Origin of the sequence: Streptomyces sp. WM4235 (assembly GCF_001279725.1) — a bacterium.
In the GTDB taxonomy this organism is placed as follows: domain Bacteria; phylum Actinomycetota; class Actinomycetes; order Streptomycetales; family Streptomycetaceae; genus Streptomyces.
In genome coordinates this window covers 103,487-124,291 of the sequence record NZ_LGDE01000001.1, presented here as the reverse complement: position 1 = coordinate 124,291, position 20,805 = coordinate 103,487, and the positions used below count along the sequence as shown (strand labels likewise).

Sequence of the window (20,805 nt, the reverse complement as noted above, 5' to 3'; positions counted from 1 at the left end):
CCCGGGGCGTCGCGGCGCAAAAGCGGTGCGAAAATCGCACCTGCCTGCGATTATCGGGACCGCTTCACCGAACCTCCACATCGTGGCACGCGGGTGAAGCAACCGGGACAAGGTGACTGGAGCCCTATCCTTGACCCGGCAAGGCCCACCGTCCCACCCACACCTTGGGCCTCCAGGCCACCACGGCCACCTTTCGGCCCCCGTAGCTCAGCGGATAGAGCAGGTGCCTTCTAAGCACTTGGCCGCAGGTTCGAGTCCTGCCGGGGGCACCACTTCTCCACCCCTCGAAGCCCTCCCGCACGGGAGGGCTTTCGTGCAGGTCAGGGACACATTGGCCGGTACGCCGTCGGGCGCTTCTCCCCGTCGCCCGGTGTTGAACGCCCCCTCGCGGAGAGCCGTTCGAACCCCGCACGGCCGGGAATGCTCGGGGGAGGTCCTCGGCGGTGCGCCGGTCGCAGCGGCCATCGCGCTCGCGATCGTGTCGCGGTCATCGCCCGAGGCTCCGTCCCGACCCGTCACGATTCACCGAATCGGAGCACCGCACATGCGGAACCACCCCGTCCTCGTCGTCGTCAGCGGGCCGCCCGCCACGGGGAAGAGCACGCTCGCCCGCCTCCTCGGCCAGGACCTGGGCTGCCCCACGATCATCCGTGACGAGATCAAACAGGGCATGGTCATGAACGCGTCCGACCATCAGGCGGGCGACGACGACCCGTTGAACATCCCCACCCTGGAGGCCTTCTTCCAGACCATCACCGTCCTCCTTCGGGCAGGCGTCACCCTTGTCGCCGAGGCCGCCTTCCAGGACCGGCTCTGGCGCCCCCGCCTGGAACCCCTCATGACCCTCGCCGATGTCCGCGTCGTTCGGTGCACCACGCCCACACCCGGCATCGTCGACCGCATCACCGAACGCGCCCGAACCGACGACCACCGCGCCGCCCACGCCGACGAGGCCCTGCTCGCCGACATCGCCTCCGGTACCTACGACCCCGAGGAATTCGAGGCCATTCGCCTCGACGTACCGGCGCTGATCGTCGACACGTCGGACGGGTACGCACCAGGCCTGTGCGAGATCGAGGCATTTCTGGGATTCCCGTAGAACCGCCCCTCCTCAAGCGGGTCACGCCGGCGCGAGGCAACTGGAGCCGGTGGCAGGGAAGTACGTGTACGTCTCGACCGCGACCGCGAACGCGCCTCGGCCGGTGGCGGTGCCTACAGGAGATCACGGCGACCACGGCGACCCGAGAGGGGACAAATCGGCATTCCGGTTGAAGACGGAATGAATGTCGGATCATTCTGTCCGTCATGAGCCTCGTCTCCGCCGCCGCCCCCGACGTGTCCGATCCGCACGACTACGCCCTCGACTGGGCGTTGGTGGACGTGGAGACCTCCGGGTTGACGCCGCGACAACATCGGGTGCTCTCGGTGGCGGTGGTGACGCTCGCCCCCGACGGCCGACAGACGGGCGAGTTCTCGACCCTGCTCGACCCGGGCTGCGACCCCGGACCCGTCCACGTCCACGGACTGACCGCCGAGCGGCTGCGCGGGCAGCCCACCTTCGGGCAGGTCGCGGGGCGGATCGCGGAACTGCTCCAAGGCCGCGTCCTGGTCGCCCACAACGCCCAGTTCGACTACGACTTCCTGGCGCACGAGTTCGCGCGGGCCGGGGTGCACCTTCCCGTGGCGCGGCGGCTGTGCACGCTGGCGCTGAACCGGCGCGTGGACCCGCCGACCCCGGACCTGCGCCTGGGCACGCTGGCCGCCCACTACGGCGTGAAGCAGACCAGGGCGCACGACGCGCTCGACGACACCCGGGTCCTCGCCGGAATCCTGCGCGCCACCCTGAAGGAGGCGGCCCGGCTGGACCTGTCGCTGCCGCTGGTCCCCTGCCCGCCCCGGCAGGACCCCCGGTTCGCCCCGAAGGCGCCCAAGGCCCCGTGTGCGTACCGCAACCCCGGGAGGCCGGCCGCGGGCGGTCCCCTGGTCCAGGGCATGAAGATCGCCATCACGGGTGACACCGAGACCGCGCGCGTCGACCTCGTGGCGCGGTCCGTCGCCGCCGGCCTGAACGTGATGGGCTCCGTCAGTCGACACACCAGCCTCCTGGTCACCAACGACACCGCCTCGGGGTCCACCAAGGCCCGGCGGGCGATCACGGAGGGCGTCCCGGTCGTCGACGAACGCGCCTTCCTCCGACTGCTGGACGACGTACGGCCGGGAACCCCGCACGAGAAGCCGGCCGCCGCGGAACCGGCGGCGACGACGGGCACGGGGACGGCGACGACGGGGACGGCCGCAGAACCGGCGACGGGCACGGTGACGGCCACGATCCCGAACCAGGCGGCGGCCGCGCGGCCCGCGCCCGCCGCCGCACCCGCGCCGCCCACACCTCCCGCCACGCCCCCGCGCCGGGCCGAGACCTCGGCCGGGGTGCGGCCGTTGAGCGGCCGGCGCGTCCTGGTCCTGGGCGGAACGCATCCGGTCTCCTCGCGGGCCCGGGGCCGCATCGTCGAACTCGGCGGGTCCGCCGCCGTCAATCTCTCCGCGAGCGTCACGGACGTCGTGCTCCTCCCGGGCGCCGAGACCGACCGGCGCATGGCCCGGATCACCTCCCTGCTGATCCCGACGCACGACGCGCACTGGCTCACCGCGCCCGGAACGGCCCCCGACGCCACCCGCGATGCCTCACCGGCCGACTCCCCCGCCGGCGACGAGCGGGCCCGGTCCCCGCGGGTCCTGCCGCGGGGCGGGGTGATCGACCTTCCCCGTACGGGAACGGAGTTCCGCTGGGACGTGGGCGCTTCCTGGGCCCAGCAGACGCGTTGCGAGATCGACGTGGTCGCCTTCGTCGTCGACGAGGACGAACAGGTCTCCTGCGACGAGGACTTCGTCTTCTACGGCGCCCCGGAGAACCCGAACGGATCCGTACGGCTACTCAGCGACGGGCCGACCGAGCAGACGATCGGCGTCGACCTCGCCGCCATGCCGCCGGCCGCCCGCCGGGTCGTCGTGTGCGCCGCGATCGACGGCGCGCCCGCCTTCGGCGAGGTCGGCGCCGTCCAGGTCACCGTGGCATCGGGCACGGGCGCGATGCCCCTGGCGCAGGTCACGGTGGACGCCGCCACGACCGAACGCACCATGGTCCTCGCGGAGATCTACCGCCGTGGCCCGCTGTGGCGCTTCCGCGCCGTCGGCCAGGGTTACGACCACGGCCTGGCGGCCCTCGCACGGACCTACGGCGTCGACGTCGCCGACTGAGTCCCGACCGCGGGCTGGTTCCGGTCCCCGGCACGCGGCCCCGCGTACCAGCGGTCGAGAAGCGTCTGAGGCGCCGGCTCGACCCGGACGAGGTCCGGAAGATCGACGCGGCCTCCGATCGCGTCGTCGCCATGCTCGACCGTCCGGCCACCCCCACCTTCCGTTCCCGCGCGTGGCATCCGGGAGGCGACCCCGCCGTCGTCGGGGAGTTCCACGGGCTCTGGGACGAGGAGTCGCGGCGCGTGACGCCGCGGGACGGGAGCCTCCCGCTCGACTTCGCGTCCGTGCGCGACGCCCTGGAGCCGGTGGTCTCCGGAACGCGCTTCGTCATGGACCACTACCGCAGCACGGATCGCCTCGACTACGACTGCGGGCATCGGGGCTCGCGGCTCAGGGGCCGGGGCTCCGGGGTGACTGGGGGCTCCCGGGGGTCTCGGGGTTCCGGCGGTCCTCGGCGGCGTCGCGGTCCGCGCGCCACGTCGCGACCTCGGCCTCGATGTCGAAGGTGCCCAGGTTGAGGGGCGGCCCGGGCGGGGGCATGCGCAGGGCCTTGCCGATCTTCTCGTTGATCACCGTGAGGATGTCCCGCACCTGTCGTTCGGACCGTGCCGCCCGGACCGCCTCCTTCGCGTCCTCGGCCTCCTTGCGCAGCGCGAGCGAGGGGGGAAGCGGGGAGAAGCCCTCGCGGTGCAGCTTGCCCTTGATCCACCAGAGTTCGTCGTAGGGGGCGTCGAGCGAGGCCAGCGGCTTGCCGTAGCCCGGCAGGTTCTCGAATTCGCCCCGCTCGGCGGCCTCCCGGATCTGCCGGTCCACCCAGGTCTCGATGCTGACGCCCGTCGGCTTGCGCTCGGTCACGGTTCCTCCTCGGACACGAGGACCCTCGCCCGCGGGGATCCCTGTACGACGAACTGCTCCTGCCATCCAGCCTAGGCGGTCGCTTCAGGATCGTGTCGGGGTGGGCTTCGTGCCTGGTGAGGGCGGTCGAGCCGCTCTCAGGTATGAGGCCTTGTCAGACTTCCGGCAGACTCCCGGTTCGTCCTGGGGAGGGACGCGCGCGACGCCTCCCGACCGGAACACTCATGACTATGAAACGCCGCCCTCTCGTCATCGCCGCCGCCACCGTGGGAGCCCTCGCCACTGCCGCTTTCGCGCTGCCGAACCTCCCGCCCAACCCGGTCACCGACACCCTCAACGACCGCGTGTTCAAGGAGAAGAGCAAGCGCTTCGCCACCGTGGCGGACGCGCCGACCCGAGGGGGGCGGACGTTCTCGCTGCCCGGCTGGATACCGAAGGACGCCACCGACATACGCATACAGGCGCGCACCAGCGGTGAGGCCCGGCTGATCCGGTTCACGCTGGGCGAGACCCCGCTGGACGGCCCGCAGTGCACCACGGGCACCCCCAAGGCCGTGCGCAGCCCTCATCTGGGTGCCCGGTGGTGGCCGGGCGACACCCGCCGGGACGAGCGCACCGAGTGCCGGGGCGTGCACCAGTACCAGGTCGCGGTGCGCGGCAAGAAGGTCTACGCCTGGACCGACGGGACCCGCTCACCCGGTGTCGAGTCGCGGGACGGCGCCCCGGCAACCGTCCACGCGGTGCGGGTCGGCGGCTGACGGCGGGGGCGTACACGGTTCGCCGCGTGCCGTCTGACGCCCTGCTGCCCTGCCGCCCTGCCGCGTACCGTCGTCGCCCTGCCGCCCGGCGCCCGCCGCCCACCGTCAAGTGCCGTGGACGGTGGTGAGCTCGGTGAGGCCGGAGATCGTCAGGACGGGTTCCAGGAGGGGGCCGGCGATGAGCTCGATGCGGTCGGCGTGTGGGAAGAGCACGCTGAGACCGGCGCTGTCGAGGTATTCGACCCCGGTGAGGTCGAGGACCAGGGGGCCGTCCGTGCCCGCGAGGGCGGCGGCCAGTTCCCTGGTGTTGCTCATGTCGATCTCGCCGACGGCGGTCAGCAGCGCGGTGCCGTCGGGCCGCCGTCCGGGGGTGAGGGTCAGGGGGGTGGTCATCAGGCGATCCTCGTATGCATGTCGACGGTGGTGCCGGACGGGCCGGGGGTGATGGTGACCTGCTGCATCACTGCGCGCATCAGGCCCATCCCGCGGCCGCGGTGGGTGTTGAGTTCCGGCTGCGGGGCTTTCCAGCGGCCGGTGTCGGCAATGGTCAGGTGCAGATTGTCGACGTACGCCTCGGCCCGGAGGTGGATGGCGTCACCGGGGGCGTCGCGGTGGCCGTGCTCGATGGCGTTGGCGCATGCCTCGCCGGCGGCGACCAGGACGTTCTGCACCGTGGTGGGGGGCAGGTCGCACTGGGCCAGCCAGCCGCGCAGCGTCTTGCGGACGGGGGCGAGCCGGGACGATTCGGCGGGGAAGGACATCTCAAGCGGGGCCGGGTGTCGGTAGAGCAGCAGGGCGACGTCGTCGTCGTAGCCGTCGACGGGCGCCAACCGGGACATGACGTGGGTGGCGAGGTCGTCGACCGAGGTGTCCCGGCCGTCCTGGAGCGCTTCACTGGCCTGGTCTATGCCCGCGCTGAGCGGGCGACGGCGGCGTTCGACGAGACCGTCGGTGTACAGCAGCAGGGTGGACCGGGCCGGGATGGTGCAGGAGCCTTCGGGGCGTTGGTTGCCGGGCCGGACGGCCAGCGGCAGGGAGCGCCCGTCCTCGAGGAGCCGGGTGGCGCCGTCGGGGCCGACGAGGATGCCGGGCGGGTGGCCGGCGCTGGAGTACGTCAGTTGCCCGGTCTCGGAGTTGAGCACGCCACAGAAAACGGTGGTGCAGACCGCGCCCGGCACACCGGCGGCGAACTGGTCGAGGGCCATCAGCGTCTGGGCGGGGCTGGCGTCCTGGAGCAACAGGGCGCGGCAGGCGCTGCGCAGTTGGCCCATGACGCTGGCGGCTTCGAGGCCCCGGCCGACGCAGTCGCCGACGACGATGCCGATACGGCCGTCGGGCAGGGTGACGGTGTCGTACCAGTCCCCGCCGACCTCCAGGGGCTGGGTCGCGGGTTCGTAGCGGACGGCGAAACCGGCGGGCAGTCGGGAGGGGCCCAGGATGGCGCGTTGCAGGGCGATGGCGGTCTCGCGCTGCTGATCGAACTGGTGTGCGCGGTTCAGTCCCTGGGCGAGGTGGCCGGCGAGGAGGGACAGCAGCAGCTGGTCCTCACCGGTGAAGGGCCGGTTCTCGCCGAGGTCCATCCACAGGACGAGCGGGCCTTCGGGGAACTCCAGGAGGATGCCGGCCCCGGTGGGGTCGGCGACCGGGGTCAGGATCGGTCCCCGGCGCAGGCCTTCGAGCGCCCCACGCCGGCCGGCGGGCAGTTCGGACCAGGCGGGCGGGGCGTCGGTGGAGGTCAGTGTGGGTTCGTCGCCGTGGTCGAAGACCGCTGCCAGGACCGACCGGGCACGCCACAGCTTCTTCAGTTCGTCCAGCGCGCCGGCGAGTGCCTCGGGCACGCTGGTCGCCCGGGACAGGCAGGTGCCCAGAGCTGCCAGGGCGCTTTCGCGCTGGATGGCGTAGTGCTCGGCGGTCACGTCGCGGAAGGTGCCGACGGTCACGCGGCGCCCGGTGTCGGGATCGTCGACCTGGTTGAAGGTGGCCGTCGCCCACAGCCGGTGTCCGTCGCGGTGGGTGATCGGGATGGTGTACGAGCCCTTGGTGCTGCCCAGCAGCAGGGCGAAGGCCTCGCCGACCTGCCGGTGCGCCTCGGAGTCGGTGCTGGCGTCGGGCCACCAGGGGTGGGTCGGCCGGTAGGGCAGGCCCTCGGGGCCGTAGCCGAGGATGTCGGTGAAGGCCGCGTTGATCTCGATGACGGCGCCGTCCTCGTCGCAGACGAAGAAGGCCTCCTGGAGGGAGTCCACCAGTGCGGTGCGCCAGCGGGCGTGGTGGTTGCGCAGCCGCGCCAGTTCGATGTTGGCCCTGACCCGGGCGAGGAGGTCGGCCGCGGCGAACGGTTTGACGAGGTAGTCGTCGGCGCCGGCGCGCAGGCCTTCGATGGACGCTTCCTGTCCGGCCCGGGCGGACAGCAGCAGCACGGGTACCGAGGCGGTGCGCGGGTCGGCCCGCAGCGCCGCGACCAGGGCGAGGCCGTCCAAGTGGGGCATCATGACATCGCTGACCACCAGGTCGAAGGCCTTCGCGCGGACGGCCCCCAGCGCCTGCCGGCCGTCGTTGACCGTGCTGACCTGGTAGCCGGCGCCGAGCAACAGGCGGCTGAGGTACTCGCGCATGTCGGCGTTGTCGTCGGCGACCAGGACGTGGACCGGGAGCGCAGGTCCGTGAGTCGGTCCGTGAGTCGGTCCGACGATGCCCTCCTCGATGTCCGTGACCGCGGCGGGCGTCGCCGCGGTCCGCTCGCCGGGCAGCCAGCGAAGGGCCTCCTGCACGAAGGGGTCGGTCGCGAGGGGGGCCGCGCCGGTGCCCGCCTCGGCGAGGACGGCGTCGGCGGGCAGGTGCGCGGTGCCGAAGGGCAAGCGGATGGTGAACCGGGTGCCGTGGCCCTCGGTCGATGTGGCGCCGATCTCGCCACCGTGCAGGCCGACCAGTTCCTTCACCAGGGCCAGGCCGATGCCGCTGCCCTCGTTGGAGCGGGCACGGGCGTTCTCGATGCGGTGGAACCGTTCGAACAGTCGGGGCATCTCCTGCGCCGCGACACCGATCCCGGTGTCGACGACGGTCACCACCGCCGCACCGTCCTCGGTACCCACGGCGATGCCGATCGAGCCGTCGAAGGTGAACTTCAGCGCGTTGCTGAGCAGGTTGAGGACGACCTTCTCCCACATGCTCCGGTCGATGAAGACCGGCTCGGGCAGCGGGGGGCAGTCGACCCGGAAGTCCAGGCCGGCCCTGTCGACGGCGGAGCGGAACACACTGGCGAGTTCACCGGTGACCGCGGCCAGGTCGACCGGCTCGTAGCCCGCCTGCATCCGGCCCGCCTCGATGCGGGAGAAGTCCAGCAGCGTGTTGACCAGCTTGCCCAGCCGCAGCCCGTTGCGGTGGACGACCTCCAGTTCCTCGCGCACGCCCGCGTCCGCGTCCGTGAGGCGCTCCCGCAGTTCCTCCACCGGCCCCATGATCAGTGTCAGGGGGGTGCGGAACTCGTGGCTGATGTTGGAGAAGAAGGCCGTCTTCGCCCGGTCCAGCTCGGCGAGTTCCTCCGCGCGCCGCTGCTGTGCCTGGTAGCTGCGGGCGCTGGCGACCCCGGTGGCGACATGCCCGGCGACCAGTTCCACGAAGCCGCGGTATCCGTCGTCCAGGTCCCGGTACCGGTTCAGGCCGACGACCATGAATCCGTACGGGGCGCCACCCTGCTGCCGCAAGGGCACGACCATTGCCTGGAGGGGTACTTCGGGCCGTTCCCCCGTCGGCAGGTCCGCGAACACGGTGCCGACCAACGGCACCAGCGCGGACTCGCCCCGAGCCGCGGCGGCGGTCGGCCACACCGTCTCGGAGCCCGGCGGGAGGTGGTCCACCGCGGCCGGGTGATCGTCGCGTATGCCGGTGGCCGCGGCCAGCGCGGCGCCGCCGTCCTCTTGGAAGAGGTACGTCAGCGTGAACGGCAGGTCGTACGGGTTGCGGCTCAGTTGCAGACGGGCGAAGTCGAGCATCTCCTGTTCGGTGCGCACCACGCTGGGGTCGGAGCCGAGGTCGCGGAGGGTGGCCATCCGTCGTTCGCCGATGACCCGGTCGGTCTCCTCGCTGACCACGCACAGCATGCCGACCACGTGCCCGGCGTCGTCGCGCAGCGGGCTGTAGGAGAACGTGTGGTAGCTCTCCTCGGGGTATCCGGAGCGCTCCACGAAGAGCAGCAGCGCCTGGTCCCAGGTCGCTTCCCCGGTGGTGAGCACGGTGTCGATGCGGGGGCCGATGGCGTCCCAGATCTCCGCCCAGACCTCGCTCGCCGGCCGGCCCAAGGCCCACGGGTACTTCCGGCCCAGGGTGTCGCGCCGGTAGGCGGCGTTGCAGAAGAACGTGAGTTCCGGTCCCCAGGCCATCCACATCGAGAACTTCGACGACAGGAGGATGCTCACGGTCGTCTTGAGGCTCTGCGGCCAGCCCTCGGGGTTCCCGAGCGGGGTGGTCGCCGCCCAGTCCACGAGGGCCAGATCCCGGCCGACCACCTCGTCGGCGGCGAACACGTCGGTTCCGGCCGGCGCCGTCGCCTGCGGATCGGCGTCCTCGGAACGCGTCACTGTCCATCCCTTCGTTCGCGGCAGCCGACGCCCGGGCGTGGGCCCACCGGCGTCGAGCTCCTGTCCCCTGCGCGTCATGGCCGCCAGGACCGTGAGACACCCACCCGGCCGCCGGCCCGTAGGGGCTCGTTGACGTGATCCGTAGAATAGGACAGCGGCGCCTCGCACGAGGAGGCACGGCCAACGAGGCGGTGTGAGAGGCGGCATGACGGGGACCGAGTACGTCGTCCACCGGAAGGTGGGGCCGCCACCGACCCCCGTGTGCCCGTCCGGGCAGTCCCGGCCGGGCGGTTCCACGCCGCGGCGGCGATCGTCACGGCCGACGGGTACCACCCGGACACCGTCGACGTCCTCGACACCCGCGCCCCGCCCCACCGACGTCCGGCTCGCGCCCCTGCCGGACCCGGCGGCGCTCGCCCTGTCCGTTCCGCCCCGCCGCACACCGCCACCCGCTCAGGAGAACAGGTGACCGACCGCACCCTGACCGCCACCCGCCACACCCACTCCCGCGGTGCCACCGTGCTGGTGGTCGTCGGCGAACTCGACCACCACACCGCACCGGAACTCACCCGGGTCATCCGGGAGACGCCCTTCGGCCCCGACGTCCCCGTACTGATCGACGTCTCCGAGCTCACCTACTGCGACTCCACCGGCATCACCGTGCTCGTCGGCGCCTACCACCGTGCGCACGAGGTCGACGCCGCCCTGCTCATCGTCGGGCTGAACCCCGAGCTGACGAACGTCTTCCGCATCGTCGGCCTCGATCAGCTCTTCACCTTCCAGCCCACCGTCGAGGACGCCGTCAACGCCCTGCACGCCTAGGTCGTCCCGCACGGGCGCGGCGGTGGCCGGGGCGAAGCCCTCCGGGTTGTCCGGGCGGTTCGGTCCCACGGATCCGGTCGCCTCGCGGCGTGACGACGGCACTGGGCATGGCCCCCCGGGGTCTGCGGTACGACGAATCCAGGACGAGGTCATCCGGGGCGGCGGGTGGCTCGTCTACCCTGATCAGGTGACCGAGGAAGTGAATCAACTCGGCGGTGAAGCGCCGCGACTCGGCGCGCTCCCCGCGCGCGCGACCGTGGCCGTGTGGGCCCTGGACACCACGCGCGACGTGGTCGGCGGCCACGCGGTCGCCGAGGCGTCGGCGGTGCTCGACGCCGGCGAACAGGACCGTGCGGGCCGGCTGCTGCGCCCCGGCGACCGGCACCGCTACGTCGCCTCGCACCTGGGGCTTCGCGCGCTGCTCGGCGGCTACCTGGGGCTGGCGCCGGAGAAGGTCACGCTGGTCCGCGAGGACTGCCCGTGCTGCGGCGGCCCGCACGGCCGGCCCGCGGTGGCGGGGGGCGCGGTGCACTTCTCGCTGTCCCACAGCGGGGACCTGGCGTACCTGGCGTTCGCCGGGTCGCCGGTGGGGGTCGACGTGGAGCGCGTACCGAGCGGGCAGGCGGTGGCCGACGTCCTGCGGACCCTGCACCCGGCGGAGACGGCGGAACTCCTCGCGCTCCCGGAAGCGGAACGGCGCGTGCCGATGGCCCGGTTGTGGTCCCGCAAGGAGGCCTGCCTCAAGGCCACCGGTACGGGCCTGGCCCTCGGGCTGACCGACCCGTACGTCGGCTCGGGCCCCACCCCCGCCCCGGTGACGGGTTGGACCCTGCGCGACCTGCCGGCCCCGGCGGGCTACGCCGCGGCCCTGGCCGTGTCCGGGCGTTGAGCTCTCCCGCGGGACGCGCGCCGTAGGGTGGCCGTCATGGACATTCGCCGCGCCCTCACCACCGCGGAACTGCGGGCCGCCGAGGGGCTCTTCGACGGGCCGGCCCGCGAGGACTGGTCGGCTCGTTTCCTGGCCGCGCCCGGACACCTGATGCTCGTCGCGTACGTGGACGGCGTGCCCGCCGGCATGGTCTCGGGGGTGGAGATGAGCCATCCCGACAAGGGCACCGAGATGTGCCTGTACGAGCTGTCGGTCGACGAGGGGTACCGGCGGCGCGGCATCGGTCGGAGCCTCACGCTGGCCCTGGCCGACGAGGCCCGCGCCCGGGGCTGTTACGGCATGTGGGTGGGGGTCGACACGGACAACGAGGCCGCGCTGGCCACCTACGCGTCCGCCGGGTCCCGCGACGAGGGCGTGTTCACGATGCGCGGGTGGCCCCTCGCCCCGGAGCCCGCCGACACCACCGCCACCGCCGACCCCGTTCCGGGCTCCGTGCTCTGATCCCCGCCCGTCCGGGCGCCCCGACGGCCGGCCCGCCCGGGGCTGCGCGTCGTCCGTGCGGCGGCGTGTCGTGCGCCCACTCGGCGCACCCTCCGCGCGCCCGGCCCGCGCCTCGCCGAGCATCGGCCGCATGACCGCATTCACCGCGCTGATCCCGGCCGCCGCCCTGCTGGCGACGGCCGCCCTGTCGACCGCGCCCGCCGGCGAGACCGCCGCCGCCGAAGCCCCCCTCGCTCCCTACGTCGTGGTCCTCAAGGACAGCACGCGCGCGCCCGCCGCCGCGCGCGCCCTCGCCGCCGAGGCGGCGCAGTCCGGTGACGAGGTGCGGGCCGTCTACGACACCGCGCTGAACGGGTTCGCCCTGCGCACGACCGCCTCCCGCGCCGCGGCCCTGGCCGCCGATCCCCGGGTGGCGTCGGTCGAACCGGACGCCGTGTTCCACGTCGACGACACACAGCCGCAGGCGCCCTGGACCCTGGACCGGATCGACCAGCGCGATCTCCCGCTCGACGCCTCGTACACGTACGGTACGAAGGCTGCGGGCGTCACGGCGTACGTCCTGGACACCGGGATCAACACGGCGCACCAGGAGTTCGGCGGGCGCGCCCGCTTCGGCCACAACGCGGTGCGGTCCGAGACGGCGACCGACTGCAACGGGCACGGCTCGCACGTGGCGGGCACCATCGGCGGGGCCACGTACGGGGTCGCGAAGGGGGTGTCCCTCGTGGCCGTGAAGGTGGCCGACTGCAGGGGCGACGGCCGACTGTCGGACATGCTGCGCGGCCTGGACTGGACGGTGCGGGACGCCGTCCGCGGCAAGACGCCCGCGGTGGCCAACATGAGCATGGGGGGCGCCCGCAGTTACGCCCTGGACGCGGCGGTCGTCCGAGCGGTGGCCTCCGGGATCACCTTCACCGTGGCCGCCGGGAACTCCGCCGAGGACGCCTGCGACGGATCTCCCTCCCGGGTCCCCCAGGCCATCACGGTGGGCGCCACCGACTCCGGTGACCGCGGGGCCGCGTTCTCCGGCCACGGCCGGTGCGTGGACCTCTTCGCGCCGGGCGTGGCCGTCGTGTCCGCGTGGAAGGGCTCCACCACCGCCCTCGCGCGCGCCACCGGCACCTCCATGGCGGCCCCGCACGTGGCGGGGGCCGCCGCGTTGATCCTGGCCGGCGGCACGGCCAAGACCCCCGAGGAGGTCACCTCCGCCCTGCTGCGGGACGCCGGGAGGGACCGGATCACCGGCCTCCCGGCGGGGACCGCGAACCTGCTGCTGCACACCCCGAGCGGCCACTGACACCCGGCGGCCGGGCAACCCGACCGCCCCGTCCACACCTCCCGGGACCTCCCGCGACCTCCCGGCCGGCCCACCGACCGGTCGGTACCCGATGCCCCGTCAGACCCGTTCTGATGGGACATCAATTTGTGTGTGCTTCGGGAGAAAGCAAGCCATTGACTTCTCATCACCGCGACGCGTCAATGTCGGCCTCCGCACCGGCTCGGCCTCCCCCACACAGCGGGTGGGGGGAGGGGTTCGTCTGACGAAGGAGTCGCGACCCAGTGAGTACAACGTTCCGACGAAGAGTTCTGGCCGGGGCGGGCGCACTGTCCCTGGCCCTGACGGGTGGCGTCGTGGGTCTGGCGGGGACGGCGCAGGCCGCGACCAAGACCACAGCGGTGTTCGAGAACTGCGACGCTCCGGCGCCGCAGCCCGACGGTTCCGGCAACCAGAACTTCACGGTCACCCTGCCGGACGGCGCCAAGGCCGGCGATGTCGTCCCGATCACCATCGACCCGGGCGCGAGCCCGCTGATCCCGGGCTTCTCCGTCACGACGGTGAACACCTCCAAGATCACCCTCAAGGTGGGCACGACCACCCAGGTGGTCACCAGCCCGCCCGAGACCGTCAGCGTCGTGGCGGGACAGCCCCTGGACCCGAAGGCGTTCTCCGGAACCATCAGGATCCCGGACGGCACCGAGGGCACCTCGGTCGACGTCAAGCTCGACCTGGCCGTGACCGACGCCGACCTCAGCGGGTCGGTCTTCACCACGACCTGCACCCCGGCGCCCCGTCCGAGCGCCTCGCTCGGATCGGTCGCGGTCGAGGCCCTCCCGAAGGATCCGATCACCACCAGGGTGACGCCCAACAGCGGCAAGGCGGGTACCGCCGTCGTCGTCACGGGCGCCAACTTCCCGGCCGGCGCGGTCACCTGCTCCGCCCTGCTGGCGGGCGTGGCGACCGGTGACACCGGTACGGGTACGGCGGACGCGTCGGGCGCCGCCACCTGCGACGTCACGGTCACCAAGAAGGCCGACGCCCTCAGGATCGACGGCGCGATCACCCCGTACAAGTCCTTCGTGTTCCTGGAGGACCAGGCGGGCGTGAAGAACCCCGTGGACGTCGAGGTGCTGCCGGGGCCGCTGGCCCTCGGCCCGAAGGACGGTCAGCCGGCCGTCGACTTCGGTTCGGTCACCATCAACGGCAAGCCCCAGTCGGTGGTCGGCGTGTTCAACGCGGCGACCGTCCAGGACTTCCGCGGCGGCTCGCTCGGCTGGGACGTCACGGCGACCCGTACGCCGTTCCTGAACGCCACGACCGGGCACTCCATGCCGAAGGCGCAGATCGGCATCCAGCCGTCCTGCACCGTCACCAACCCGGACAGCCCGAGCACGTGCACCGCGGGTACGCCCGGGGCGATCACGGACACCCCGATGCAGGTGGCCTCCCAGGCCGCCGGCGGGGACGAGTTGACCGGCGGTGAGTTCGCGGTCGGTGGCGCCGGGATGATCCAGCTCCCGTCGTTCATGTTCGCCGACACCTACCAGTCGGTCGTCACCTTCTCGATCTCCTGATCGGAACCGGTTCTCGATCTCCTGATCGGGACCGGCCCAGGGTGGTGCGGCGCTCCCCGGCGCCGCACCACCTTCCCGGTTTCCCCCGGCACCTGCCCGGCTTCCCAGCCCCCCTCCCGGTTCCCCACCCGCCGGTCGTCCCGGCCGCCCACCGCGACCGTCCCGTCTGGAGACCCGCCCATGCGCACCCGCACCTCCCCGTCCGGTACGCCCCGCGGGCCGCGGCCCGGTCGACGCCTCGACCCTCTCCCCGACCCTCTCCCCGACCCTCTCCACGGCCCTCTCCACGGCCTTCGCCTCGACCTTCGCCTCCGCCTTCGCCTCGGTCTCCTCCTCGGCCTGCTCCTCGGCCTGCTCCTGCCGGTCGCGGGCCTGCTCCCCGCCGTCTCGGCCTCGGCCGCCGACAACGGCACGTGGGGGGTGTTCCCGACGCCGCCCGCCGGTGCCGCGATGACGGACCGGGCGTACTTCTTCCACCAGGGCGCGGCCGGGAGCACCGTCCGCGACAGCGTGACGATCGTGAACTCCTCCGACAGGGAGCTGACCTTCCAGGTCTTCGCGACCGACGCCGTGAACACCCCGGTGGGCGGCGCGTTCGCACTGTTGCCGGTCGAGTCGAAGCCGAAGGACGTGGGCACCTGGACGGCGCTGTCGACCGGGGCCGCCGGTACCGTCACCGTCGCGCCGAAGGGCCGCGAGGACATCCCGTTCACCGTGAAGGTCCCGGAGGACGCGACCCCGGGCGATCACGTCGGTGGGATCGTCGCGCTGAACACGGCGGTGGAGGGCGTCCGGGCGGACGGCAAGGTGCAGGTCGGGGTGAAGCGCTCGGTCGGCGCCCGCCTGTACTTCCGGGTACCGGGACCGCTGACACCCGGCCTGAGCGTGGAGGACGTGCGGGTCAGCCGGGGCGCGCCGCTGCTGCCCTGGTTCAAGGACGCGCGTGCGACCGTCTCGTACGCGCTGGTCAACCGGGGCAACGTGGTCGTGGAGCCGAAGGTGAGGATCTCCGCCGAGGGTCTGTTCGGGCGGGACGTGCTGGACCGGCCGGGCCGCGAACCGAGGCTCGTGCTGCTGCCCGGACAACGGATCGAGCTCACCGAACCGTGGGCGGACTCGCCGCAGTTGGAATGGGTGACGGTCAGGGTGGCGGCGGGGGCGAGCGCCTACCCGGATCTCGCCTCGGAGTCCGAGACGGACTTCCTCGCCGTACCGTGGCTCGCCGCGGGCATCGCGCTGCTGTTGACGGTCGCCGGCATCGCCTTCGCGATACTGCGCCGCAGGAGGAACATGGGGCCACAACAAGTGGAAGACGTACCGCACTTGGCGCGGACGCCCTGACCGGCGAGGGTGTCCCCAGTTGACGGCGACGGCATTCGGCCGCCGCCGGCAAGGGGGAGGCACCTGCGATGGGACGAGAGCACAGCGAGCCCCGGCCCGACGGGCCGTACGCGGACGACGCGCGGGCCGACCGGGTGCGGGTCGACCCGGTGCGGGCCGGCCGCGCGCAGGTGGGCCAGGTGCGGGCCGGCCCGGCGCGGGTGACGCCCGCCCCCCGCATCACCGCCGTGGCGCACGAAGCCGGGGCCGCGGTGAAGGGCGCCGGCCTGCTGACCCGCGTCGAACGCGCCCTGGGCACGGGCACCGCCGTCTACCTCCCCGGCGACGGTTGGATCCGTCTCACCCTCCCGCTCCACGACGGCGGCCCGGTCCCGGTCACGGTCGAGGTGCTCGCGGACACCACGCGGGTGCCGCACGGCATCGCGTACCTCCTGCCGGGCGGCGGCCTGAACTTCACCGCCGACTACTTCACCCCCGACGGCCACGCCGGCGGCGGCCTCGCCCACCACCTGCGCCGTCAGGGGCTGTTGGTCGTGGGGGTCACCCCGCGCGAGGACGCCGCCGGCGGCGTCGCCGACGTCACCGCCGACCGGGGGCTCGCGGCGCACCGCCGCGACCTCGCCGGTGTCGTCGCCGCGCTGGACGCCGTACTGCGACTGCCCTACCAGTACGCCGGTCACTCCGCCGGGGCCGCCCTGGCCCTCGACGCCGCCTCGCACGACCCGTCGCCGCGGCTGCGCCGGGTCCTCGTCCTGGACACCACCGGCCCCTACACCGGCGACCCGGCGGCGCGGGCGGCGAGGACCCGGGACGTGTACGCGGACCTGGTCGCGGGCGGCACGTACGCGAGCGATCCCGGCCTGGCCGCCCTCGTCGCGCGGGCGGTCACCGACCCGCACTCGCCCTCCCCCGTACCCTGGCCGCCGGATCCGGACCTGCGCTTCACGAACGCCGGGCTGGCCCACTTCGCGCTGATCCGCACCGCCGACCTGCCCGGCGAGGCGAACTGGATCCACCGGCGGGGCCACGCCGCCGGCGAGTACGTCTTCGGCGCGACCCCCGCCGAGGACCGGTTCGCCCTCACCCACACCCCGTTGGCCACCTGGCACGCGGCCACGGCCGCCCTGGGCAGCGGGCTGATCCCGACGGCCCTGATGCGGGACCTCGCCGCGATCTGGGCGGGCGACGAGGCCACGTACCGGATCGCCTGGGATCGCATCCGGGCCGATGTGGTGTGGGTCAACGCGGAGCTGGGGCGCGGCGACGAGTCCCGGGGCGCCGACCTGATCCGGGCGTGCGGCAACACTCGGGTCACCTTCACCACCGTCCCGGGCCTCGGCCACGCCGACGTGGTCTGGAGCCCCACGGCCCCCACCACCGTCTGGCCCCTGCTCAGACCCTGACCCCACTTGATCCAGTACATGGAGGTCGGGGCCTTTCCCCGTTTCGAGTCGAGGCTTCCACGGTTCAGCCGGCGGAGGCGGTGACCTGCGATGTTCCGAGAGAGCCGTTCCCCAGTCGGGTCGGCTACGCCCGGTAGATCGGCTCGTACGCCGCCACCTGGTCCGGGGTGACCTCCTCGACCGTGAGGTTCCCTGTCCACAGGTGGTCGCGGTAGCAGTACCCGTGAAGCTCGGCCCGTCGCCCTGAGGTGACCTTCCACGTTCCGGTGGGCAGCTTCACGACGACGTCGCTGCCGCACGCGAACGACCGGCTCGCCTGCGCCATGATCCAGCGCGCGTGATCGGCCGGCCCTTCCGTCTCCCGGCACATCTTCCGGGCCGCGTCCCACAGCCTCCCCCACTCGACGCCAGGAGTCAGCGGGCCGACGATCGCCACTTCTCCAATGTTCCGGCTGTCCAAGGAGTGGGTGGCGTAGCCGTACACGGTGCCGAACATCCGGAACACCGTCACGCGGCTCTGCCCTGCCAAGGGCTCCACAACTGCCATGCGGCTAACCTCTGTTCCTGGGTGGGCCCCGGGCGCCTTTGCCGCGCCCGGGGCTCATCTCTCGGGTTGATCAGCAGCCGTCGCCGTCGCCGCAGCAGGCCGGGGGGTTGCAGTCCTTCGCGGCACCCCACAGCCGGTCGTCGACGAAGAAGCCCGCGTCCTTGACGCGGTCCACCACAGAACCGATCAGGGGCCGCGTGCGGACGGTGGCCTTCGGCTCGTGCCCGAGGAAGAACCCGAACTGCTCCTCGCACCACGAGGCGTACGCCTGTGTGTGGAGGACGAACGAGTGCCACCCGGGGTCAACGGCGTCCGACGGGGTCATGTCGAACGCGCGGGTGTCGCCCATGACCTTGAGGAAGGCAAGGGCCTGGTCCACGATCCTGCGGGCGGTGGACAGCTCGTGTCCGTACTCCTCCGCGCAGAACTCAGAGACCTTCTCGAACAGCTCGGGACTGACGAGGTCTCGCCCGCGCCGTAAGGCGACGAGGGTTTCCAGCATGGTCGTCACAGTGAGATTCCCTCTCTCTTGACGGGTGGGGACTGGTTACGCGGCAGGCGGGGGCGGCCACTTCGCTCCGCCGCCGTCGCCCTCGTCTCCGGGGTCGGCCATGGATGCACCTCCTTTCAAGCTGCGGCCGGCATGGGCACCCGCCCCCACAAGGGGCGGGAGTCTGTGGCGATCAGCGCGCCGCTTGATGGCGTGCTCGGCTTCCCAGTGGAAGGCCCCGGAACCTTTGATCGTTCCGCTGCGCTCGCCCTCGTGGCCCTGGTCACGGACGCACTCGACCATGTAGTCCGACAGGTCTCGGCCGGTGATGCGGCGGTGGGTCTCGACTGCTTCGAGCGGCAGGAACGTGTACGCCCCGCAGTACCAGGGGGTGGCATCAGGAAGGGTGATCTTCACGCGCCGCTCCGGCGTCGCAAGTGCGGGTGGTTGAGGATCTCGGCGTTGCACTGGGCGACGGTCGGCCAATCGCTCTCGTCGTAGGCTTCGAGCCGCTCGACGTCCAGCGCGATACAGACTCCACAGTCGTCGGGCTCCGGCCACTGGCTCTGGTCTACGGCTGCGGCTATGGCTCTCACTGGTGTCCTCGGGCTGCGTGGCGCCGGATCAGGACGTTCATGTCCGTGACGACCGTGCCGGACAGGGGGCCCTTCGCCTGAGCACGCTGCCGAGCCCACCTCTGGCACTTCCCGCAGGTCTCCGGGGCCAGGGCCCAGGGGTGCGGAAACTTGCGTGCGACATGCCGTTCGAGTGCGTCCGTCTCCACGATGGCCACAGCACCCCTCCCGATGGCTGCGAGGTCGATGTGATGACCGTAGGGAGGGGGCTAGGCACAGCTCCACGTTGTTGCAAGCTGTTGCACGGATTCACTCAAGTGCGTTGATCGCCTTGGCGATCAGGTCCCTGGCCGGCGTTCCGCGCACGGCGATGCCGGACAGGTCCGCGAAGGCCCGCAGGTAGGTCTTGATCTCCCCGGGCGCTGTCAGGTTGATCTCTGCGGTGAGGGTCTCGACGGCTACCCGTTGGTCGTCGAAGGCGTAGAACGCTTCGAGCGGCCACACGGTCCGGCGGGCGCGGGCCGGGATGACGCCAAGGGATACGTTCTGCTGACCCATGACTGCGAGCAAGTGCTCCAGCTGCTCACGCATGGCCGCATCGTCCGAGACGCGGTAGTAGAGAACGGTCTCTTCCAGAAGGATCGCGAAGCGGTGGTCACCTTCCCTGATGACCTTGGATCGGGCCTGCCTGGCCCGTACGGCGTCGGCTACGTCGTCGGGGGTCCCCTGGAAGGTCGTGATTGCTTTGAGGAGCCCTGTGGCGTACCCGGCGGTCTGGAGCATGCCCGGCACCACGTTCGACGCGTACACGCGAAATGAGCGGGTCCGCTGGTAGAGCGGCGTCGTCTTCTCGTGGATGCGGCGCATGCCGTCGCGGTGGATCTGCTTCCACTCGACGTACATGGACTCTGCGTTTCGGGAGGCCGCGATTATGTCGGCTGCCTGGTCTGCGGCACCGCAGGCCGCGCACCAAGCGCGGATGTCTGCATCGGAAGGCCACGAGAGACCTCGGGCGATGCGGGATGACTTGGCTCGGTGCCAGCCGCACCGGACGGCCAGGTCATGCCCTGAGAGCCCGGCGTCTTTCATCAGCTCTTGCAGGCGGGTGGCCACGGCGGCCCGTGCTGCTTGGGCTGTGGAGAGCGGGGAAGAGGGCATGAACTGACCAGCCAGTGATCAGACGGTGTACTTCTCGTGCGGGATGCCGCGTTCCCACACGGCCTCGAACGCTGCCACGCAGTGCGCGGCTACGGCAGGGTCTTCCGTCTGGTCGGTGTGCACCCACCGGCCGACCCCATCGAAGATGTTGAACTGGACGAGCTTCCCATCGAACAGCCAGAAGTCATTGCCCGGAAGGGCAAGGTCTGACGCCTGCCTGCGGGGAAGCCAGCGGACCTGCTCACCGGCGGCCACGTTGGTGAAGGTGAAGGAGTGCTCGAACGCGATGTAGTCGCTGACCGGCTCCGAGACCACGCGGGCCCTGCGGATCAGCACCCCCTTGGCCGTGACCTCCTGGACGAGGTCGAGCCACGGACGCCACCAGGACGCGCGGTCGTCCGGGTCGAGCCGGTGCCCGTTCTTCCAGTCGGCGAAGCCGTCGATCTCGTTGTCGACGCCGTACCCGTCTCGCATCTCCAGATGAACGGCCGACTTCTGGACCGACCTGATGAGGTCGGAGAAGTCAGTCAGACTCTGCGACACGAATGGCCTCCTTGAGGAGCGGGATCATCCTGGGCTCAAGGACGATCAAGGTTTCATCAGCGGATCGGGGCGAGTCAGCCGATGCCTCGGCGAGAGTGTCGCTGCCCGCCTGCTTCCCCTGCACGAGGATGCGGCGGTCGTCGTCCACCCACACGGCCGGGCATCCGTGATCTCCAGACTCAGGATCTTTACCGACGAACCGTAAGGCCATGGTGTCCCTCCCTGTCGAGCGCGTTGC

At 72.0% G+C, this 20,805-nt stretch carries 20 protein-coding genes and 1 tRNA gene; 11 read left to right on the top strand and 10 right to left on the bottom strand.

Annotation, left to right across the window (positions count from 1 at the left end):
- The first annotated feature begins 196 nt into the window (after nucleotides 1-196).
- From ADK55_RS00555 to ADK55_RS00545, 3 genes are all read left to right on the top strand, one after another.
- Nucleotides 197-272, top strand: a tRNA-Arg gene (locus ADK55_RS00555).
- Nucleotides 273-544: 272 nt separating this feature from the next.
- Nucleotides 545-1,099 (top strand): AAA family ATPase, encoded by a 555-nt coding sequence (locus ADK55_RS00550; RefSeq protein ID WP_053674819.1) that lies wholly within the window; start codon nucleotides 545-547, stop codon nucleotides 1,097-1,099.
- A gap of 206 nt (nucleotides 1,100-1,305) precedes the next feature.
- On the top strand, nucleotides 1,306-3,258 hold the full coding sequence (locus ADK55_RS00545; RefSeq protein WP_053674816.1) for a DEDDh family exonuclease: 1,953 nt from the start codon (nucleotides 1,306-1,308) through the stop codon (nucleotides 3,256-3,258).
- A 390-nt stretch (nucleotides 3,259-3,648) separates the two neighbouring features.
- Here ADK55_RS00545 and ADK55_RS00535 read toward each other — a convergent pair whose 3' ends face one another.
- Nucleotides 3,649-4,113: a DUF1992 domain-containing protein gene (locus tag ADK55_RS00535; RefSeq protein ID WP_053674812.1), complete on the bottom strand. Its 465-nt coding sequence runs from the start codon at nucleotides 4,111-4,113 to the stop codon at nucleotides 3,649-3,651.
- 230 nt (nucleotides 4,114-4,343) lie between these two features.
- Here ADK55_RS00535 and ADK55_RS00530 point away from each other — a divergent pair, with 230 nt between their 5' ends.
- Nucleotides 4,344-4,871: a hypothetical protein gene (locus ADK55_RS00530; RefSeq protein ID WP_053674810.1), complete on the top strand. Its 528-nt coding sequence runs from the start codon at nucleotides 4,344-4,346 to the stop codon at nucleotides 4,869-4,871.
- Nucleotides 4,872-4,976: 105 nt separating this feature from the next.
- On the opposite strand, the gene ADK55_RS00525 is transcribed toward ADK55_RS00530, so the two are convergent.
- Both ADK55_RS00525 and ADK55_RS00520 read right to left on the bottom strand, forming a co-directional pair.
- A complete protein-coding gene (locus tag ADK55_RS00525) occupies nucleotides 4,977-5,264 on the bottom strand; it encodes an STAS domain-containing protein (protein ID WP_053674808.1) in 288 nt (95 codons plus the stop codon).
- A complete protein-coding gene (locus ADK55_RS00520) occupies nucleotides 5,264-9,445 on the bottom strand; it encodes a SpoIIE family protein phosphatase (protein WP_053674806.1) in 4,182 nt (1,393 codons plus the stop codon). The genes ADK55_RS00525 and ADK55_RS00520 overlap by 1 nt, the downstream gene beginning before the upstream one ends.
- Nucleotides 9,446-9,910: 465 nt before the next feature.
- Here ADK55_RS00520 and ADK55_RS00515 point away from each other — a divergent pair, with 465 nt between their 5' ends.
- The 7 genes from ADK55_RS00515 (at nucleotide 9,911) to ADK55_RS00485 (ending at nucleotide 17,254) form a co-directional block, all read left to right on the top strand.
- Nucleotides 9,911-10,267 (top strand): STAS domain-containing protein, encoded by a 357-nt coding sequence (locus tag ADK55_RS00515; RefSeq protein ID WP_053675019.1) that lies wholly within the window; start codon nucleotides 9,911-9,913, stop codon nucleotides 10,265-10,267.
- A gap of 187 nt (nucleotides 10,268-10,454) precedes the next feature.
- Nucleotides 10,455-11,156, top strand: coding sequence for a 4'-phosphopantetheinyl transferase family protein (locus ADK55_RS00510; RefSeq protein WP_053674805.1), 702 nt, complete (start codon nucleotides 10,455-10,457; stop codon nucleotides 11,154-11,156).
- A gap of 36 nt (nucleotides 11,157-11,192) precedes the next feature.
- Nucleotides 11,193-11,657, top strand: a complete 465-nt coding sequence (locus tag ADK55_RS00505; RefSeq protein WP_053675017.1) for a GNAT family N-acetyltransferase — start codon at nucleotides 11,193-11,195, stop codon at nucleotides 11,655-11,657.
- Between the two features lie 130 nt (nucleotides 11,658-11,787).
- On the top strand, nucleotides 11,788-12,954 hold the full coding sequence (locus tag ADK55_RS00500; RefSeq protein ID WP_063839415.1) for a S8 family peptidase: 1,167 nt from the start codon (nucleotides 11,788-11,790) through the stop codon (nucleotides 12,952-12,954).
- A 263-nt stretch (nucleotides 12,955-13,217) separates the two neighbouring features.
- Entirely contained in the window at nucleotides 13,218-14,510 is a 1,293-nt protein-coding gene (locus tag ADK55_RS00495; protein WP_053674802.1) for a hypothetical protein, read from the top strand.
- 180 nt (nucleotides 14,511-14,690) lie between these two features.
- Entirely contained in the window at nucleotides 14,691-15,851 is a 1,161-nt protein-coding gene (locus ADK55_RS00490) for a WxL protein peptidoglycan domain-containing protein (protein WP_078998306.1), read from the top strand.
- A 68-nt stretch (nucleotides 15,852-15,919) separates the two neighbouring features.
- The gene (locus tag ADK55_RS00485; protein ID WP_053674800.1) at nucleotides 15,920-17,254 is read left to right on the top strand and encodes a hypothetical protein; all 1,335 of its coding nucleotides are present in this window, start codon (nucleotides 15,920-15,922) and stop codon (nucleotides 17,252-17,254) included.
- 124 nt (nucleotides 17,255-17,378) lie between these two features.
- Here ADK55_RS00485 and ADK55_RS00480 read toward each other — a convergent pair whose 3' ends face one another.
- The 7 genes from ADK55_RS00480 to ADK55_RS35670 all read right to left on the bottom strand — a co-directional run bounded on the left by ADK55_RS00480 (nucleotide 17,379) and on the right by ADK55_RS35670 (nucleotide 20,778).
- Nucleotides 17,379-17,801 (bottom strand): hypothetical protein, encoded by a 423-nt coding sequence (locus ADK55_RS00480; RefSeq protein WP_053674798.1) that lies wholly within the window; start codon nucleotides 17,799-17,801, stop codon nucleotides 17,379-17,381.
- 70 nt (nucleotides 17,802-17,871) lie between these two features.
- Entirely contained in the window at nucleotides 17,872-18,303 is a 432-nt protein-coding gene (locus ADK55_RS00475; RefSeq protein WP_324611163.1) for a hypothetical protein, read from the bottom strand.
- Nucleotides 18,304-18,348: 45 nt separating this feature from the next.
- Nucleotides 18,349-18,708, bottom strand: coding sequence for a hypothetical protein (locus ADK55_RS00470; protein ID WP_053674796.1), 360 nt, complete (start codon nucleotides 18,706-18,708; stop codon nucleotides 18,349-18,351).
- Complete coding sequence (locus ADK55_RS00465) at nucleotides 18,705-18,887, bottom strand: hypothetical protein (protein WP_053674794.1); 183 nt, start codon at nucleotides 18,885-18,887, stop codon at nucleotides 18,705-18,707. Before ADK55_RS00465 ends, ADK55_RS00470 begins: the two co-directional genes overlap by 4 nt.
- Nucleotides 18,888-19,175: 288 nt before the next feature.
- Nucleotides 19,176-20,024, bottom strand: coding sequence for a DUF5753 domain-containing protein (locus tag ADK55_RS00455; protein WP_053674790.1), 849 nt, complete (start codon nucleotides 20,022-20,024; stop codon nucleotides 19,176-19,178).
- Nucleotides 20,025-20,042: 18 nt separating this feature from the next.
- On the bottom strand, nucleotides 20,043-20,567 hold the full coding sequence (locus tag ADK55_RS00450; protein WP_053674788.1) for a DUF6879 family protein: 525 nt from the start codon (nucleotides 20,565-20,567) through the stop codon (nucleotides 20,043-20,045).
- Nucleotides 20,548-20,778 carry a hypothetical protein gene (locus ADK55_RS35670; RefSeq protein ID WP_078998304.1) on the bottom strand — a complete coding sequence of 77 codons (231 nt, stop codon included), beginning with the start codon at nucleotides 20,776-20,778 and terminating at the stop codon, nucleotides 20,548-20,550. The genes ADK55_RS00450 and ADK55_RS35670 overlap by 20 nt, the downstream gene beginning before the upstream one ends.
- Nucleotides 20,779-20,805: the final 27 nt, after the last annotated feature.

What these genes read in the sequence shown, in the direction of transcription:
- ADK55_RS00550 (WP_053674819.1), top strand. Translation starts at nt 545, where the DNA reads ATGCGGAACCACCCCGTCCTCGTCGTCGTCAGCGGGCCGCCCGCCACG.
- ADK55_RS00545 (WP_053674816.1), top strand. Translation starts at nt 1,306, where the DNA reads ATGAGCCTCGTCTCCGCCGCCGCCCCCGACGTGTCCGATCCGCACGAC.
- ADK55_RS00530 (WP_053674810.1), top strand. Translation starts at nt 4,344, where the DNA reads ATGAAACGCCGCCCTCTCGTCATCGCCGCCGCCACCGTGGGAGCCCTC.
- ADK55_RS00525 (WP_053674808.1), bottom strand. Translation starts at nt 5,264, where the DNA reads ATGACCACCCCCCTGACCCTCACCCCCGGACGGCGGCCCGACGGCACC.
- ADK55_RS00505 (WP_053675017.1), top strand. Translation starts at nt 11,193, where the DNA reads ATGGACATTCGCCGCGCCCTCACCACCGCGGAACTGCGGGCCGCCGAG.
- ADK55_RS00500 (WP_063839415.1), top strand. Translation starts at nt 11,788, where the DNA reads ATGACCGCATTCACCGCGCTGATCCCGGCCGCCGCCCTGCTGGCGACG.
- ADK55_RS00490 (WP_078998306.1), top strand. Translation starts at nt 14,691, where the DNA reads ATGCGCACCCGCACCTCCCCGTCCGGTACGCCCCGCGGGCCGCGGCCC.
- ADK55_RS00485 (WP_053674800.1), top strand. Translation starts at nt 15,920, where the DNA reads ATGGGACGAGAGCACAGCGAGCCCCGGCCCGACGGGCCGTACGCGGAC.
- ADK55_RS00480 (WP_053674798.1), bottom strand. Translation starts at nt 17,801, where the DNA reads ATGGCAGTTGTGGAGCCCTTGGCAGGGCAGAGCCGCGTGACGGTGTTC.
- ADK55_RS00475 (WP_324611163.1), bottom strand. Translation starts at nt 18,303, where the DNA reads ATGCTGGAAACCCTCGTCGCCTTACGGCGCGGGCGAGACCTCGTCAGT.
- ADK55_RS00455 (WP_053674790.1), bottom strand. Translation starts at nt 20,024, where the DNA reads ATGCCCTCTTCCCCGCTCTCCACAGCCCAAGCAGCACGGGCCGCCGTG.
- ADK55_RS35670 (WP_078998304.1), bottom strand. Translation starts at nt 20,778, where the DNA reads ATGGCCTTACGGTTCGTCGGTAAAGATCCTGAGTCTGGAGATCACGGA.